This is a genomic window from Pseudomonas sp. MOIL14HWK12:I2, from assembly GCF_000510745.1.
Classification (GTDB): Bacteria; Pseudomonadota; Gammaproteobacteria; order Pseudomonadales; family Pseudomonadaceae; genus Chryseomonas; species Chryseomonas oryzihabitans.
In genome coordinates this window covers 53006-68316 of record NZ_AZOA01000015.1, presented here as the reverse complement: position 1 = coordinate 68316, position 15311 = coordinate 53006, and the positions used below count along the sequence as shown (strand labels likewise).

The following is a 15311-nucleotide window of genomic DNA, read 5'->3' as shown; positions in this document are numbered from 1 at the left end:
GGTGTCAAGTCTGTTATCTAATGCCCGTCCGCGGAAGACCACCGTCGCTCATAGGGAACTGATGTGCTAGGGCTATTCAGAAAGAAGGCGAATACGCTGCTGGGTATCGACGTCAGTTCGACATCCGTGAAACTCATCGAGTTGAGCCGTGCAGGCGGGCGCTACCGGGTGGAGGCCTATGCGGTCGAACCCCTGCCGGCCAATGCCGTGGTCGAGAAGAACATCGCCGAACTCGAAGGCGTGGGCCTGGCCATCGGCCGGGTGCTGGTCAAGGCGCGCACCTCCGCGCGCAGCGCTGCCGTGGCCGTCTCCGGCTCGGCGGTGATCGCCAAGACCATCGAGATGGACGCCGGTCTGACCGACGACGAGCTGGAAAACCAGATCAAGCTGGAAGCCGACCAGTACATTCCCTATCCGCTGGACGAGGTCGCCATCGATTTCGAGGTGCAGGGGCCGTCGCCGCGCAACGCCGAGCGCGTCGAGGTGCTGCTGGCCGCCTGCCGGAAGGAAAACGTCGAGGTCCGCGAAGCGGCCCTGGCGCTGGCCGGCGTCTCTGCCAAGGTGGTCGACGTCGAGGCCTATGCCCTGGAGCGCGCCTATCAGCTGCTGGCCAATCAGCTCGGTGGCCACGTCGACGACCTGACCGTGGCGGTGGTCGACATCGGCGCCACCATGACCACCCTGAGCGTGCTGCACAACGGCAAGACCATCTACACCCGCGAACAGCTGTTTGGCGGTCGCCAGCTCACCGAGGAGATCCAGCGTCGCTATGGCCTGTCGGTGGAAGAGGCCGGTCTGGCCAAGAAGCAGGGCGGGCTGCCGGACGACTACCAGAGCGAGGTGCTGACGCCCTTCCGCGAGGCGGTGGTGCAACAGGTGGCGCGTTCGCTGCAGTTCTTTTTCGCCGCCGGGCAATACAATGATGTGGACTACATCTTGCTTGCTGGAGGAACCGCGTCAATTTCCGGACTCGACCGTTTGATCCAGCAGAAAATCGGCACCCCCACGGTCCTGGCCAATCCCTTCGCCGACATGACCGTCAGCAACAAGGTCAACGCGGCGGCCCTGGCGGGTGACGCCCCGGCGCTGATGATCGCCTGCGGCCTGGCCATGAGGAGTTTCGACTAGATGGCCCGCATCAACCTCTTGCCTTGGCGGGAGCAGCTGCGCGAAGAAAGGCGCAAGCAGTTCCTGGTGATCCTGGGGGGCATCTTCGTGCTCTCCTGTGGCGCCGTGTTTCTCGGCGACCAGTACCTGTCCGGCGAGATCGCCCGCCAGGAGGCGCGCAATGCCTTCATCCACCAGAACATTGCCCAGCTGGATGTGCGCATCAAGGAGATCAGCGAACTCAAGACCCGCCGTCAGCAACTGCTGGCGCGGATGAAGATCATCCAGGATCTGCAGGGCAACCGCCCGGTCATCGGCCATGTCTTCGATCAACTGGTTCGGACGCTGCCGGACGGCGTGTATTTCCGCGAGCTGAAGATGCAGGGTGACACCCTGTCGATCAGCGGCGAGGCGGAATCCAACAACCGGGTCTCCAACCTGATGCGTAATTTGGATGCCTCGGACTGGTTCGCCTCGCCTACGCTGATCGAGGTGAAGGCCACCACCGCGGGTGCGGTGGACCAGGCCAATACCTTCCAGCTCACCGTCAAGCAGACCCAGCCCGGCGCTCCCGCTGCGCCGGCCCCGCTCGCCCAGGGAGGCAAACCATGAGTCTCGCCGATTCCCTGGCCAGCCTGCGCAAGGTCGACATCAACGACCTCAGCCTGGAGAATCTCGGTTCCTGGCCCAAGCCGGTCAAGGTCATCGCCTGCCTGCTGATCGTGCTGGTGGTGCTGCTGCTCGGCTATCAGTTCCACCTCAGCGACATGCAGGCCCAGCTGGACAGCCAGCGCAACCAGGAAGAGACCCTCAAGCAGCAATACGCCAGCAAGGCCTTCCAGGCGGCCAATCTGGATGCCTACAAGCAGCAGATGGTGGAGATGGAGGAGTCCTTCGGTGCCCTGCTGCGGCAACTGCCCGGCGATACCGAGGTGCCGGCGCTGCTGGAAGACATCACCCGCACCGGTCTTGGCAGCGGCCTGGAGTTCGAGCAGATCAAGCTGCTGCCCGAGGTCACCCAGCAGTTCTATGTCGAGTTGCCGATCCAGATCACCGTGGTGGGCAGCTATCATGACCTGGCCACCTTCGTCAGCAGCGTGTCCAGCCTGCCGCGCATCGTCACCCTGCACGACTTCGACCTCAAGCCGGTGGACGACAGAAACGCCAATGGCGGCGGCACGGTCTCCGGAGGCGGCGGCAAGTTGCGCATGAATGTCCTGGCCAAGACCTATCGCTACAACGACAAGGGGCTCGGCAAATGAGGACGCCCCTGTTGCTTTGCCTGCTGACCGGCATGTTGGTCGGCTGCGGTTCCAGCGATACCAGCGATCTGCAGGCCTTCATGGACGAAACCCGCGCCAAGCCGCGTGGTTCCATCGAGCCGCTGCCGCAGTTTCGCGCCTACGAACCCTTCACCTATGCGGCTTCGGCCCTGCGCAGCCCCTTCCAGGCACCGGTACGCATCGATCCCACGGTGCGCCAGCGCGGAACCGGCAACATCAAGCCGGACGTGAATCGGCCCAAGCAGTTTCTCGAAGGCTTCAACATCGAGACCTTCAGCATGGTCGGCATCCTGGCCAATGCCAGTGGCCGCTATGCTCTGGTCAACGGCGCCGGGGGCGTGCATCGCGTCAAGGTGGGCGACTACCTGGGACGCAATGACGGGCGCATCACCAAGATTACCGATGGCGAGATCGACGTGATCGAAATCGTCCCGGATGGCGAGGGTGGCTGGCTGGAACGGCCACGCACCATCACCTTGAAGGAAAAGACTTAAATGGGCGGGGCGAGCACTGTGAACACTACTATCGCGGGACGACTGGGGCTGGGCCTGGCCCTGCTGCTGAGCAGCCTGGCCGGCCAGGCTCTGGCAGCCGATCTGCAGGCCTTGAACGTCGCCTCCCTGCCCGGGGATCGCATCGAACTCAAGCTGACCTTCGATCAGCCGGTGCCGGTGCCCAAGGGCTACACCATCGAGCAGCCGGCGCGCATCGCCCTGGACCTGCCCGGCGTCGCCAACAAGCTCGGTACCAAGAGCCGTGAGCTGGGCAATGGCAATGCCCGCAGCGTGACGGTGGTCGAGGCGGGCAACCGCACCCGCTTGATCATCAACCTCACCAATCTGGCCAGCTACGACACCCGGGCCGACGGTCGCAACCTGTTCGTCACCATCGGGGGCACCGCCGGTCGCCAGACCGCCAGCGCCCAGGCCAACCTGACGCCCAACCTGCCGCGCGCCGCAGCGCCGACCACCGTGACCGCGCCGTCTTCCGCTCCCCTGCCCGGCGCGGTCGCCCGCACACCGCTGCCGCCGACCCAGGCCACCTCTACCGTGGCGGCCATGACCGCGCCGCGGCCGCAATTGCGCGGCAAGGCGATCCGCCATATCGATTTCCAGCGGGGGCCCCAGGGCGAGGGCAACGTGGTCATCGACCTGAGCGAGACCGGCATCAATCCGGACATCCAGGAGCAGGGCGGCAAGATTCGCCTGACCTTTGCCGGTACCCAGCTGCCCGAAGAGCTGCGGGTACGGCTGGACGTCAAGGACTTCGCCACCCCCGTGCAGTTCGTCAACGCCTCCGCTGACAGCAGCGGGGCGTCCATCGTCATCGAGCCAACCGGTACCTACGACTACCTGGCCTACCAGACCAACAACCGTCTGACCCTGAGCGTCAAGCCGCTCACCACCGAGGAAAAGGAAAAGCGCGCAGCCGATCGCTTCACCTATACCGGCGAGAAGCTGTCGCTGAACTTCCAAGACATCGATGTCCGCTCGGTGCTGCAGCTGATCGCCGACTTCACCAATCTCAACCTGGTGGCGAGCGACACCGTGCAGGGCAACATCACCCTGCGTCTGCAGAACGTGCCCTGGGACCAGGCGCTGGATCTGATCCTCAAGACCAAGGGACTGGACAAGCGCCAGATCGGCAACGTGCTGCTGGTGGCCCCGGCCGACGAGATCGCCGCCCGCGAACGTCAGGAGCTGGAGTCCCAGAAGCAGATCCAGCAACTGGCCCCCTTGCGTCGCGACCTGATTCAGGTCAACTACGCCAAGGCCGCCGACATAGCCAAGCTGTTCCAGTCGGTGACCAGTGCCGACAAGACCGCCGACGAGCGCGGCTCCATCTCGGTGGACGAACGCACCAACAGCATCATCGCCTACCAGACCCAGAATCGCCTGGATGAACTGCGCCGCATCGTCTCGCAGCTGGACATCCCGGTGCGCCAGGTGATGATCGAGGCGCGGCTGGTGGAGGCCAACGTCGACTACAGCAAGCAGCTGGGAGTGCGCTGGGGCGGTAACGCCAGTTCGGGCAACTTCGCGGTCTATGGCAAGGACGGCGCCACTACGGTCGACCCCACTACCGGTCAGGCCTTCCTGCCGGGTACCAGTACCGTGGGTAACTTCACCTCTACCAATGGCGTCGCGCCCACGCCTTTCGTCGACATGGGCGTTTCCGGCAGCACCTCGGGTATCGGCATCGGCTTCATGGTCGGCGGCAAGATGCTCGACCTGCAGCTGTCGGCCCTGCAGTCCAGCGGCAATGGCGAGATCATCTCCCAGCCCAAGGTGGTGACCTCGGACAAGGAGACCGCCAAGATCCTGCGCGGTACCGAGATCCCCTACCAGGAAGCCAGTTCCAGCGGTGCCACCAGCACCAGCTTCAAGCAGGCCGCCCTGTCGCTGGAGGTCACACCGCAGATCACCCCGGACAACCGCATCATCATGGAGGTCAAGGTCAACAAGGATGCCCCTGACTACCAGAACGCCCTCAACGGCGTGCCGCCGATCAGCAAGAACGAGGTCAATGCCAAGGTACTGGTGAGCGATGGCGAGACCATCGTACTGGGCGGGGTGTTCTCCAACACCCAGACCAAGTCCACCACCAAGGTGCCGATGCTGGGCGACATTCCCTATGTCGGCCGACTGTTCCGCCGGGATTCGGTCACCGACAGCAAAGTCGAGCTGCTGATCTTCCTCACGCCGCGTATCATGAACAACCAGGCGATAGCGGTTGGTCGATGACATAAGTGCGTAATCTGTTTCTCGTAGGACCGATGGGCTCGGGCAAGAGCACCATCGGCCGGCTCCTGGCGAAGGAATTGCGGCTGCCGTTCAAGGATTCCGACAAGGTAATCGAAGAACGTACCGGTGCCGACATCCCCTGGATCTTCGATGTGGAAGGCGAGCAGGGCTTTCGCGAGCGCGAACGCGCCGCGATCGCCGAGCTGTGCGCGGAAAACGGCCTGGTGATGGCCACCGGTGGTGGCGCCGTGCTGCGCGAGGACAATCGCCAGGCGCTCAAGCGCGGTGGGCGGGTCATCTATCTGCATGCCTCCATCGAGCAGCAGATCGAGCGCACCTCCCGCGATCGCAATCGCCCGCTCCTGCAGACCGCCGATCCCGCGGCGGTGCTGCGCACTCTCATGGCCATGCGCGATCCGCTGTACCGCGAAATCGCCGACATCATCATCGAGACCGACGAGCGGCCGCCCCGGCTGGTCGTGCTGCAGATACTCGACCGTCTGAAAGCCCTGGCACCGCATTAAAGCCGCAGGCGTTCTGCGCTATGCTAGGCGCCCTTTGAATCAAGGTGACGGCATGCGGACTCTTCACGTCGAGCTCGGTGAGCGCAGCTACCCGATCTACATCGGCCAGGGCCTTCTGGATCAGCCGGAATGCTTCCTGCCCCATCTCGCCGGGCGCAAGGTGGCGATCGTCACCAACGAAACCATCGCGCCGCTCTATCTGGAGCGCCTGCTGCGCACCCTGGGCGATCGCCAGGTCAGCTCGATCGTGCTGCCCGATGGCGAGGCGCACAAGAACTGGGAAACGCTGCAGCTGATCTTCGACGGTCTGCTGCAGGATCGCCATGATCGCAAGACCACCCTCATCGCCCTCGGTGGCGGGGTGATCGGCGACATGGGCGGGTTCGCCGCGGCCTGCTATCAGCGCGGGGTGGACTTCGTCCAGGTGCCGACCACGCTGCTGTCCCAGGTCGATTCCTCGGTGGGCGGCAAGACCGGCATCAACCACCCGCTGGGCAAGAACATGATCGGCGCCTTCTACCAGCCCAAGGCCGTGGTCATCGACACCGCCAGCCTGGCGACCCTGCCAGCGCGCGAACTGTCGGCGGGTCTGGCCGAGGTCATCAAGTACGGCCTGATCTGCGATGAGCCCTTCCTCGGCTGGCTCGAGGAGCATGTCGAGGCGCTCTTGGCGCTGGACCAGCAGGCACTCACCGAAGCCATCGAGCGCTCCTGCGCGGCCAAGGCCCAGGTGGTCGGCAGCGACGAGCGCGAGTCGGGCCTGCGGGCGATCCTCAACCTGGGGCATACCTTCGGCCACGCCATCGAGACCCACCAGGGCTATGGCGTCTGGTTGCACGGCGAAGCGGTTTCCGCCGGCATGGTCATGGCGCTGCAGATGTCCCTGCTGCTGGGCTGGCTCACGGCCGCCCAGCGCGACCGCGCCCTGCGCCTGCTGGTCCGGGCCGGGCTTCCCGTGGTACCGCCGGCCGACATGCAGCCGGCCGATTTCGAACGCCTCATGGCGGTGGACAAGAAGGTCCTGGATGGACAACTCCGGCTGGTACTGCTCAGTGATTTGGGCCAGGCCGTGGTGACCGCCGACTTCGCCCGCGACATTCTCGAGCAGACGCTGCGTACCGATTACCAAGCGCTGACCGCCCAGTAAGGAGAACAAGAGAGTCCCATGTCCAATCTGCACGCCGACGAAGCCTTCCTCGGTCACTATCAGTTCACTCACGACCCGTTCGCCGCCCGCGTTCCCGGTTTCAAATTCTTTCCGGCGCAGCGCAAGCCGGTGCTGGGTCAGTTGCATCACCTGGCCCGCTACAGCCAGTTGTTGCTGGTGGTCAGCGGTCCCGAGGGCAGCGGCAAGACGCTGCTGCGCCAGGCGCTGGCGGCCAGCACCAAGAAGGAAGCCGTGCACTGCGTGGTGATTTCCGCGCAGAACGGCGGCGACGCCCGTACCGTGCTGGCCCAGGTCGCCAAGGGCGTGGGCGCCGACAGCCAGACGCCGGCGGCCATTCTCGCGCAGGCGGCGGAAGTGCGCCTGGCGGGGCAGGAGGTCTACATCCTGGTGGATGACGCCGAGGCGCTGGCCACCCCCGCCCTGGAAGCCCTGCTGGAATTGGCCGGTGGCGGCGAAAGGGAGCGTCTGCACGTCTTCCTGTTCGGCGAGGCGGAAGTGGTGATGCGCCTGGAGGACATCGCCCAGGGCGAAGAGCGCTATCACGCCATCGAATTGCTGCCCTACAGCGAAAGCGAGGCCGAGGAATATCTCGCCCAGCGCCTGGAGGGTGCCGGTCAGGGTCTGGAGATCTTTACCGACGAGCAACTCGCGACCATTCACCAGCGCTCCGGTGGCTGGCCCGGTCGGCTCAACGAAGAAGCCCGGGATGTCCTGGTGGCCGGCATGACCGCCCGGCGCAAGAAGGCCGCCGCTCCGGCGAAGGGCTCGCGCAATCTGCTGGCGGCGCTGCCGCGCAAGCATCTGGTCATTCTCGGGGTAGTGGTGCTGGCAGTCGGCGCTGCGGCTCTGTCGCTCAAGGGCGGCAAGAGCGAAACCCCGGCGACCGGCACGGCCGGGCAGGACCTGCCCATGGGGGGCCAGAACACCGCGTCCGCCGGCAAGGACGCCCAGGGGGCGCCCATCCAGTTCGATGGCTCTTCCAAGCCGCTTCCCCTGCCGCTGGTGGGCGAGTCGCAGCCGGTCATCCGCGAACCCCTGGCGGAAGCGGCGGGTGGGCGTCAGGCTGGTACCGCTGCCGGCAACGACATGGGTGCGGGTGGCGTACCGCCCACCGTGACCACCGACGCCCCGCCCATCAGTGACGAGGACGAACTGCCCAGCCGGACGCCGGCACGCACGCCGGCGCCCAGCGCGCCGGCAGTGGCCGCTCCGGCGCCCCGGCATACCGCACCTGCGCCGACCCCCGCGCCGGCACCGGCCAAGCCGGCCCCGGCTGCTGCCCCTGCGCACGCCGGTGGCACTGCGGCGGGCTGGTACGGCAGTCAGGCGGGCAGCAAGTACGCCTTGCAGGTGGTGGGCACCAGCACCGAAAAGGCGGCGCAGGACTTCATCGCCGCCCAGGCCGACAGTGGCAACTTCCGCTATTTCAAGAAGAGCTACCAGGGCAAGGCGCTCTATGTGGTGACCTACGGCAACTTCGCCAATCGGGCGGCGGCCGAGGCGGCGGTCAAGCAGCTGCCGGCCAAGGTACAGGCCAGCAAGCCCTGGCCGCGGACCTTCGCCAGCATCCAGCAGGACATCGCCACCAGTCGCTGATTCTTGCCTGGCACGAAAAGAAAGCCCCGGTGCTATCACGAGAGTGACGCCGGGGCTTTCTGTTTTGCGTCATCGAATTTTCATCAGGTGTCATCAGTGTTTGTCGTAAGCGATTTTTTCGCTACACTGGTCAGCCTTTGACTGTCCGAAAAAAGTTCAAATAAGCGGACCGTTTTGTGATGCCTTCGCAATAACCTGATTGCCGGTGAGAGCGCTATGAAAGCAGGCCTGTTCAATCCCGATAGCTTCAAGGACAACTGCGGCTTCGGCCTGATCGCCCATATGCAGGGCGAGCCCAGCCACGACCTGCTGGAAACGGCCATCGAAGCCCTGACCTGCATGACCCACCGGGGCGGTATCAACGCGGACGGCAAGACCGGTGACGGTTGCGGTCTGCTCATGCAGAAGCCGGACGCCTTCCTGCGCGCCATCGCCCAGGAGCAATTCGGCGCCGAGTTGCCCGAGCAGTACGCCGCGGGCGTGGTGTTCTTCAACCAGGACGAGGCACGCGCCGAACAGGCCCGCGCCAACATGAACCTGGAGATCGAGGCCGCCGGCCTGACCCTGGTCGGCTGGCGCGAGGTGCCCATCGACACCTCGGTGCTGGGCGAACTGGCCCTGGCCCGCCTGCCGCGCATCGAGCAGGTATTCGTCGCCGGTCCCGGTCTCGACGACCAGCAGTTCGGGGTCAAGCTGTTCTCCGCGCGCCGCCGTTCCTCGGTGCGCAATGCCGAGGACGCCGAGCACTACATCTGCAGCCTGTCGTCGCGGGTCATCGTCTACAAGGGCCTGATGATGCCGGCGGATCTCGCCGCCTTCTATCCGGACCTCGGCGATCCGCGCCTGGCGACCGCCATCTGCGTGTTCCACCAGCGCTTCTCCACCAACACCCTGCCGAAGTGGCCGCTGGCGCAGCCCTTCCGCTACCTCGCCCACAACGGCGAGATCAACACAATCACCGGCAACCGCAACTGGGCCCAGGCGCGGCGCACCAAGTTCGTCAACGAACTGATTCCGGATCTCGACCAGCTCGGTCCGCTGGTCAACCGCGTCGGCTCCGATTCCTCCAGCATGGACAACATGCTGGAGCTGCTGGTGACCGGCGGCATGGACCTGTTCCGCGCGGTGCGCATGATCATTCCGCCGGCCTGGCAGAACGTCGAGACCATGGACGCCGATCTGCGCGCCTTCTACGAATTCAACTCCATGCACATGGAGCCCTGGGACGGTCCGGCCGGCGTGGTGCTGACCGAAGGTCGCTACGCCGTCTGCCTGCTCGACCGCAACGGCCTGCGTCCGGCGCGCTGGGTGACCACCAAGAACGGCTACATCACCCTGGCTTCGGAAGTCGGCGTCTGGAACTACCAGCCCGACGACGTCATCGCCAAGGGCCGGGTTGGCCCGGGCCAGATCCTTGCCGTGGACACCGAGACCGGCGAGGTGCTGCAGACCGACGACATCGACAATCGCCTCAAGGCGCGCCATCCCTACAAGCAGTGGCTGCGCAAGAACGCCATGCGTATCCAGGCGACCCTGGACGACAACGATCACGGTTCGGCCTTCTACGACCAGGATCAGCTGCGCCAGTACATGAAGATGTTCCAGGTCACCTTCGAGGAGCGTGACCAGGTCTTGCGCCCGCTGGGCGAGCAGGGCCAGGAAGCCGTGGGCTCGATGGGCGACGACACGCCCATGGCGGTGCTGTCGCGGCGCATCCGTTCGCCCTACGACTATTTCCGCCAGCAATTCGCCCAGGTCACCAACCCGCCGATCGACCCGCTGCGCGAGTCCATCGTCATGTCCCTGGAGACCTGCCTGGGCGCCGAGCGCAACGTCTTCGAGGAAACCGCCGAGCACGCCGATCGCGCCATCCTGAGCAGCCCGGTGGTCTCGCCGGCCAAGTGGCGGACCATTCTCAACATGCCCAAGCCCGGCTTCGAGCATGTCAAGATCGACCTCAACTACCCCGAGTCCATGGGCCTCGAGGCGGCGCTGCGCAACATCGTCGAGCAGGCCGAGGAGGCCGTGCGCGCCGGCAAGGTGCTGCTGGTGCTGACCGACCGCCACATCGAGCCGGGCAAGCTGCCGGTGCATGCGGTGCTGGCCACCGGCGCCGTGCACCACCACCTGGTCAACCTGGGCCTGCGCACCAGCAGCAACATCCTGGTGGAGACCGCCACCGCCCGCGATCCGCACCACTTCGCCGTGCTGCTGGGCTTTGGTGCGACCGCGGTCTATCCGTTCCTGGCCTACGAGGTGCTGGGCGATCTGATCCGCACCGGCGAGGTGCTGGGCGATCTCTACGAGGTGTTCAAGTACTACCGCAAGGGCATCACCAAGGGCCTGCTCAAGGTGATCTCCAAGATGGGCATCTCCACCGTCGCCTCCTATCGCGGCGCCCAGCTGTTCGAGGCCGTGGGGCTGGCGGACGAGGTCACCGACCTCTGCTTCCCCGGCGTCACCAGCCGCATCAAGGGTGCGCGCTTCGTCGACTTGGAAGCCGAGCAGAAGCTGCTGGCCGGCGAAGCCTGGAACAACCGCAAGCCGATCCAGCCGGGTGGCCTGCTCAAGTTCGTCTATGGCGGCGAGTACCACGCCTACAACCCGGACGTGGTCAATCTGCTGCAGGCCGCCGTGCAACAGGGCGACTACGCCAAGTTCCGCGAATACACCGCGCTGGTGGACCAGCGTCCGGTGGCCATGATCCGCGACCTGCTCAAGGTCAAGACCAGCGACCAGCCGCTGGCCCTGGAAGAGGTCGAGCCGCTGGCCAACATCTTCACTCGCTTCGACGCCGCCGGCATCTCCTTGGGCGCTCTGTCGCCGGAGGCCCACGAGGCCCTGGCCGAGGCCATGAACCGCCTGGGCGGGCGCTCCAACTCCGGCGAGGGTGGCGAGGATCCGGCGCGCTACGGCACCATCAAGAGCTCCAAGATCAAGCAGGTGGCCACCGGCCGCTTCGGCGTCACCCCCGAGTACCTGGTCAACGCCGAGGTCTTGCAGATCAAGGTGGCGCAGGGCGCCAAGCCGGGCGAGGGCGGCCAGCTGCCGGGCGGGAAGGTCAACGGCCTGATCGCCAAGCTGCGCTATGCGGTGCCCGGCGTGACCCTGATCTCGCCGCCGCCGCACCACGACATCTATTCCATCGAAGACCTGTCGCAGCTGATCTTCGACCTCAAGCAGGTCAATCCCAAGGCGCTGGTGTCGGTCAAGCTGGTCTCCGAGCCCGGGGTGGGTACGGTGGCCGCCGGTGTGGCCAAGGCCTATGCCGACCTCATCACCATCTCCGGCTACGACGGCGGTACCGGCGCTTCGCCGGTGACCTCCATCAAGTACGCCGGCTCGCCCTGGGAGCTGGGCCTGGCCGAGGCGCACCAGACCCTGAGGGGCAACGACCTGCGCGGCAAGGTGCGGGTGCAGACCGACGGCGGCCTGAAGACCGGTCTGGACGTGATCAAGGCGGCCATCCTCGGCGCCGAGAGCTTCGGCTTCGGCACCGCGCCGATGATCGCTCTGGGCTGCAAGTACCTGCGTATCTGCCACCTGAACAACTGCGCTACCGGCGTCGCCACCCAGAACGACCGGCTGCGCAAGGAACACTTCATCGGCACGGTGGAGATGGTGATGAATTTCTTCACCTTCATCGCCGAGGAAACCCGCGAGTGGCTGGCCAGGCTGGGCGTGCGCAGCCTGGGCGAGCTGATCGGCCGTACCGACCTGCTGGAAATCCTGCCGGGCGAGACCGCCAAGCAGCAGCACCTGGATCTCACCCCGCTGCTGGGAAGCGATCACATTCCGGCCGAGAAACCGCAATACTGCCAGGTGGAAAAGAACCCGCCGTTCGACCAGGGTCTGCTGGCCGAGGAAATGGTGCGTCTGTCGCTGCCAGGGATCGAAAAGCTCGAAGGCGGTGAGTTCAGCCTGAGCATCGGCAACTGCGACCGCTCCATCGGCGCCCGGGTCTCCGGCGAGATCGCCCGACGCCACGGCAACCAGGGCATGGTCAAGGCGCCGCTGACCTTCCGCTTCAAGGGCACCGCCGGCCAGAGCTTTGGCGTCTGGAACGCCGGCGGCCTGCATCTGTATCTGGAAGGCGACGCCAACGACTACGTGGGCAAGGGCATGACCGGCGGCAAGCTGGTCATCACCCCGCCGCAGGGCGCGGGCTTCAAGAGCCAGGAATCGGCCATCATCGGCAACACCTGCCTCTATGGCGCCACTGGTGGCAAGCTGTTCGCCGCCGGCACCGCCGGTGAGCGCTTCGGGGTGCGCAACTCCGGGGCCCACACCGTGGTGGAAGGCACTGGCGACCACTGCTGCGAATACATGACCGGCGGCTTCGTCTGCGTCCTGGGCAAGACCGGCTACAACTTCGGCTCGGGCATGACCGGCGGCTTCGCCTATGTGCTGGACCTGGATAACGGCTTCTATGACCGGGTCAACCACGAGCTGGTGGAAATCCAGCGCATCAACAGCGAAGCCATGGAAGCCTATCGCAGCCACCTGGAAGGGGTGCTGGCCGAATACGTGCGCGAGACCGGCAGTGCCTGGGGCAGCCATCTCCATGAAAACCTGGACGACTACCTGCGCAAGTTCTGGCTGGTGAAGCCCAAGGCCGCAAGCCTGGCGTCGCTGCTGGTCAGCACCCGCGCCCGTCCGGAATAACGACTTCGATGCCGGCTCCCCAGGGCGCCGGTTTCACCGTGATAGCTCGTGGCGCCCGGCAGAAAAGGGCGTCGCTTCAAGAGGTTTGGAAATGGCTGAACGTCTGAACAACGACTTCCAGTTCATCGAGGTCGGTCGCAAGGATCCGAAGAAAAAGCTGCTGCGCCAGCGCAAGAAGGAATTCGTCGAGATCCACGATCCCTTCAAGCCGCAGCAGGCTGCCGAGCAGGCGCACCGCTGCCTGGGTTGCGGCAACCCCTATTGCGAATGGAAGTGCCCGGTGCACAACTTCATTCCCAACTGGCTCAAGCTGGTATCCGAAGGCAACATCCTGGCGGCGGCGGAGCTGTCGCACCAGACCAACACCCTGCCCGAGGTCTGTGGCCGGGTCTGCCCGCAGGATCGCCTCTGTGAGGGTGCCTGTACCCTCAACGACGGCTTCGGCGCGGTGACCATCGGTTCGGTGGAGAAGTACATCACCGACACCGCCTTCGCCATGGGCTGGCGCCCGGACATGTCCAAGGTCAAGCCGACCGGCAAGCGCGTCGCCGTCATCGGTGCCGGTCCGGCCGGCCTGGGTTGTGCCGACATCCTGGTGCGCAATGGCGTGACCCCGGTGGTGTTCGACAAGCACCCCGAGATCGGCGGCCTGCTGACCTTCGGCATTCCCGAGTTCAAGCTGGAAAAGACCGTGCTCAGCCGTCGTCGCGAGGTCTTCGGCGGGATGGGCGTGGAGTTCCGCCTTAACACCGAGGTGGGCAAGGACGTGACCATGGACCAGCTGCTCGAGGAATTCGATGCGGTCTTCCTGGGCATGGGTACCTACACCTACATGAAGGGCGGCTTCCCCGGCGAAGACCTGCCCGGCGTGCACGATGCCCTGGATTTCCTGGTGGCCAACGTCAATCGCAACCTGGGCTTCGAAAAGGATGCGGCCGACTTCGTCGACATGAAGGGCAAGCGCGTGGTGGTCCTGGGGGGTGGTGACACCGCCATGGACTGCAACCGCACCTCCATTCGCCAGGGCGCCAAGAGCGTGACCTGTGCCTACCGTCGCGACGCCGCCAACATGCCGGGCTCGCGCAAGGAAGTGAAGAACGCCAAGGAAGAGGGCGTGAAGTTCCTCTTCAACCGCCAGCCCATCGCCATCATCGGCGAAGACCGGGTGGAAGGCGTCAAGGTGGTGGAGACCCGCCTGGGCGAGCCCGATGCCCGCGGTCGTCGCAGTCCCGAGCCGATCCCCGGTTCCGAGGAGATCCTGCCGGCCGATGCGGTGGTCATCGCCTTCGGTTTCCGGCCGAGCCCGGCGCCCTGGTTCGAGCAATTCGGCATCGACCTCGACAGCCAGGGCCGCGTGGTCGCGCCGGGGCTGCACGAGTTCAAGCACCAGACCAGCAACCCGAAGATCTTTGCTGGTGGCGACATGGTGCGCGGCTCCGACCTGGTGGTGACCGCCATCTTCGAAGGTCGCAACGCCGCCGAGGGCATCCTCGACTACCTGGGCGTCTAAGCCACTGCGGGTGGACAGGAGCCGACCGGCGCCAAGCCGGTCGGCTTTTTTCTTGGGCGCCATGCGGTGACAGGGCTGCTTTCTGGTGCAGCGGGAGGCGGGCAGGGCGCTGCGGAGACCTTGCCAGAGCGCTTTCTGCGTCTGGCACAGGGTCTGCAAAGATCCCGGTTCTCTTCTGCGAGGTACTGCCATGAACAAGCCCGAAATGACCGCCGCCATTCTCGCCGCCAAGCAGCGCCTGGGCCTGAGCTGGGCGGCGATCGCCGCCAGCCTGGAAATGTCGCCGGTCTGGACCACCTCTGCCTGCCTGGGCATGAACAGCATGGCGCCGGCGGTGGCGGAACGCCTGTGCCAGGTGCTGGAATTGCCGAGCGAGGTGTCCCTGGCGCTGCAAGCCTGTCCGCACAAGCAGTGGGACAAGGCCGTGCCCACCGATCCGCTGATCTATCGTTTCTACGAGATGATCAATGTCTACGGCGATACCATCAAAACCCTGATCCATGAAGAGTTCGGCGACGGCATCATGAGTGCCATCGACTTCAGCATGGACATCTCGCGGGTGGCCGATCCCAAGGGCGACCGGGTGCAGATCGTGCTCAACGGCAAGTTCCTGCCCTACAAGAGCTGGTAAGCCGATCGGTGCGATAGACAAAAGGCACGCCCCGGTGCCGTGCCTTTTGCCAGCCGCTTTGCGACAATGCCGGCACTTTTGCT

The 15311-nt window shown here is 65.3% G+C and carries 11 protein-coding genes; all 11 read left to right on the top strand.

Annotated elements, in window-relative coordinates; genetic code table 11:
- Window positions 1-63 precede the first annotated feature (63 nt).
- The 11 genes from PSK12I2_RS0114120 (at window position 64) to cynS (ending at window position 15228) form a co-directional block, all read left to right on the top strand.
- Window positions 64-1128, top strand: coding sequence for a pilus assembly protein PilM (locus PSK12I2_RS0114120; RefSeq protein WP_027598915.1), 1065 nt, complete (start codon window positions 64-66; stop codon window positions 1126-1128).
- Entirely contained in the window at window positions 1129-1719 is a 591-nt protein-coding gene (locus PSK12I2_RS0114115) for a PilN domain-containing protein (RefSeq protein ID WP_027598914.1), read from the top strand.
- Entirely contained in the window at window positions 1716-2369 is a 654-nt protein-coding gene (gene pilO / locus PSK12I2_RS0114110; RefSeq protein WP_027598913.1) for a type 4a pilus biogenesis protein PilO, read from the top strand. The genes PSK12I2_RS0114115 and pilO overlap by 4 nt, the downstream gene beginning before the upstream one ends.
- Window positions 2366-2884, top strand: a complete 519-nt coding sequence (locus PSK12I2_RS0114105; RefSeq protein WP_027598912.1) for a pilus assembly protein PilP — start codon at window positions 2366-2368, stop codon at window positions 2882-2884. The genes pilO and PSK12I2_RS0114105 overlap by 4 nt, the downstream gene beginning before the upstream one ends.
- Window positions 2885-5134 (top strand): type IV pilus secretin PilQ, encoded by a 2250-nt coding sequence (gene pilQ, locus PSK12I2_RS0114100; protein WP_084222100.1) that lies wholly within the window; start codon window positions 2885-2887, stop codon window positions 5132-5134.
- 5 nt (window positions 5135-5139) lie between these two features.
- The gene (gene aroK, locus PSK12I2_RS0114095) at window positions 5140-5658 is read left to right on the top strand and encodes a shikimate kinase AroK (RefSeq protein WP_007161627.1); all 519 of its coding nucleotides are present in this window, start codon (window positions 5140-5142) and stop codon (window positions 5656-5658) included.
- Window positions 5659-5710: 52 nt separating this feature from the next.
- A complete protein-coding gene (aroB, locus tag PSK12I2_RS0114090; RefSeq protein ID WP_027598909.1) occupies window positions 5711-6805 on the top strand; it encodes a 3-dehydroquinate synthase in 1095 nt (364 codons plus the stop codon).
- An 18-nt stretch (window positions 6806-6823) separates the two neighbouring features.
- Complete coding sequence (locus tag PSK12I2_RS0114085) at window positions 6824-8422, top strand: AAA family ATPase (RefSeq protein WP_027598908.1); 1599 nt, start codon at window positions 6824-6826, stop codon at window positions 8420-8422.
- A gap of 216 nt (window positions 8423-8638) precedes the next feature.
- Window positions 8639-13087: a glutamate synthase large subunit gene (gltB, locus tag PSK12I2_RS0114080; protein ID WP_027598907.1), complete on the top strand. Its 4449-nt coding sequence runs from the start codon at window positions 8639-8641 to the stop codon at window positions 13085-13087.
- A 91-nt stretch (window positions 13088-13178) separates the two neighbouring features.
- Window positions 13179-14597 carry an FAD-dependent oxidoreductase gene (locus tag PSK12I2_RS0114075; RefSeq protein ID WP_027598906.1) on the top strand — a complete coding sequence of 473 codons (1419 nt, stop codon included), beginning with the start codon at window positions 13179-13181 and terminating at the stop codon, window positions 14595-14597.
- 190 nt (window positions 14598-14787) lie between these two features.
- Window positions 14788-15228, top strand: a complete 441-nt coding sequence (cynS, locus tag PSK12I2_RS0114070) for a cyanase (RefSeq protein WP_027598905.1) — start codon at window positions 14788-14790, stop codon at window positions 15226-15228.
- Window positions 15229-15311: the final 83 nt, after the last annotated feature.

Excerpts from the sequence above, each read along its gene's own strand:
- PSK12I2_RS0114115 (WP_027598914.1), top strand. The coding sequence starts at position 1,129 with ATGGCCCGCATCAACCTCTTGCCTTGGCGGGAGCAGCTGCGCGAAGAA.
- PSK12I2_RS0114105 (WP_027598912.1), top strand. The coding sequence starts at position 2,366 with ATGAGGACGCCCCTGTTGCTTTGCCTGCTGACCGGCATGTTGGTCGGC.
- gltB (WP_027598907.1), top strand. The coding sequence starts at position 8,639 with ATGAAAGCAGGCCTGTTCAATCCCGATAGCTTCAAGGACAACTGCGGC.
- cynS (WP_027598905.1), top strand. The coding sequence starts at position 14,788 with ATGAACAAGCCCGAAATGACCGCCGCCATTCTCGCCGCCAAGCAGCGC.
- aroB (WP_027598909.1), top strand. The coding sequence starts at position 5,711 with ATGCGGACTCTTCACGTCGAGCTCGGTGAGCGCAGCTACCCGATCTAC.
- pilO (WP_027598913.1), top strand. The coding sequence starts at position 1,716 with ATGAGTCTCGCCGATTCCCTGGCCAGCCTGCGCAAGGTCGACATCAAC.
- PSK12I2_RS0114085 (WP_027598908.1), top strand. The coding sequence starts at position 6,824 with ATGTCCAATCTGCACGCCGACGAAGCCTTCCTCGGTCACTATCAGTTC.
- PSK12I2_RS0114075 (WP_027598906.1), top strand. The coding sequence starts at position 13,179 with ATGGCTGAACGTCTGAACAACGACTTCCAGTTCATCGAGGTCGGTCGC.
- pilQ (WP_084222100.1), top strand. The coding sequence starts at position 2,885 with ATGGGCGGGGCGAGCACTGTGAACACTACTATCGCGGGACGACTGGGG.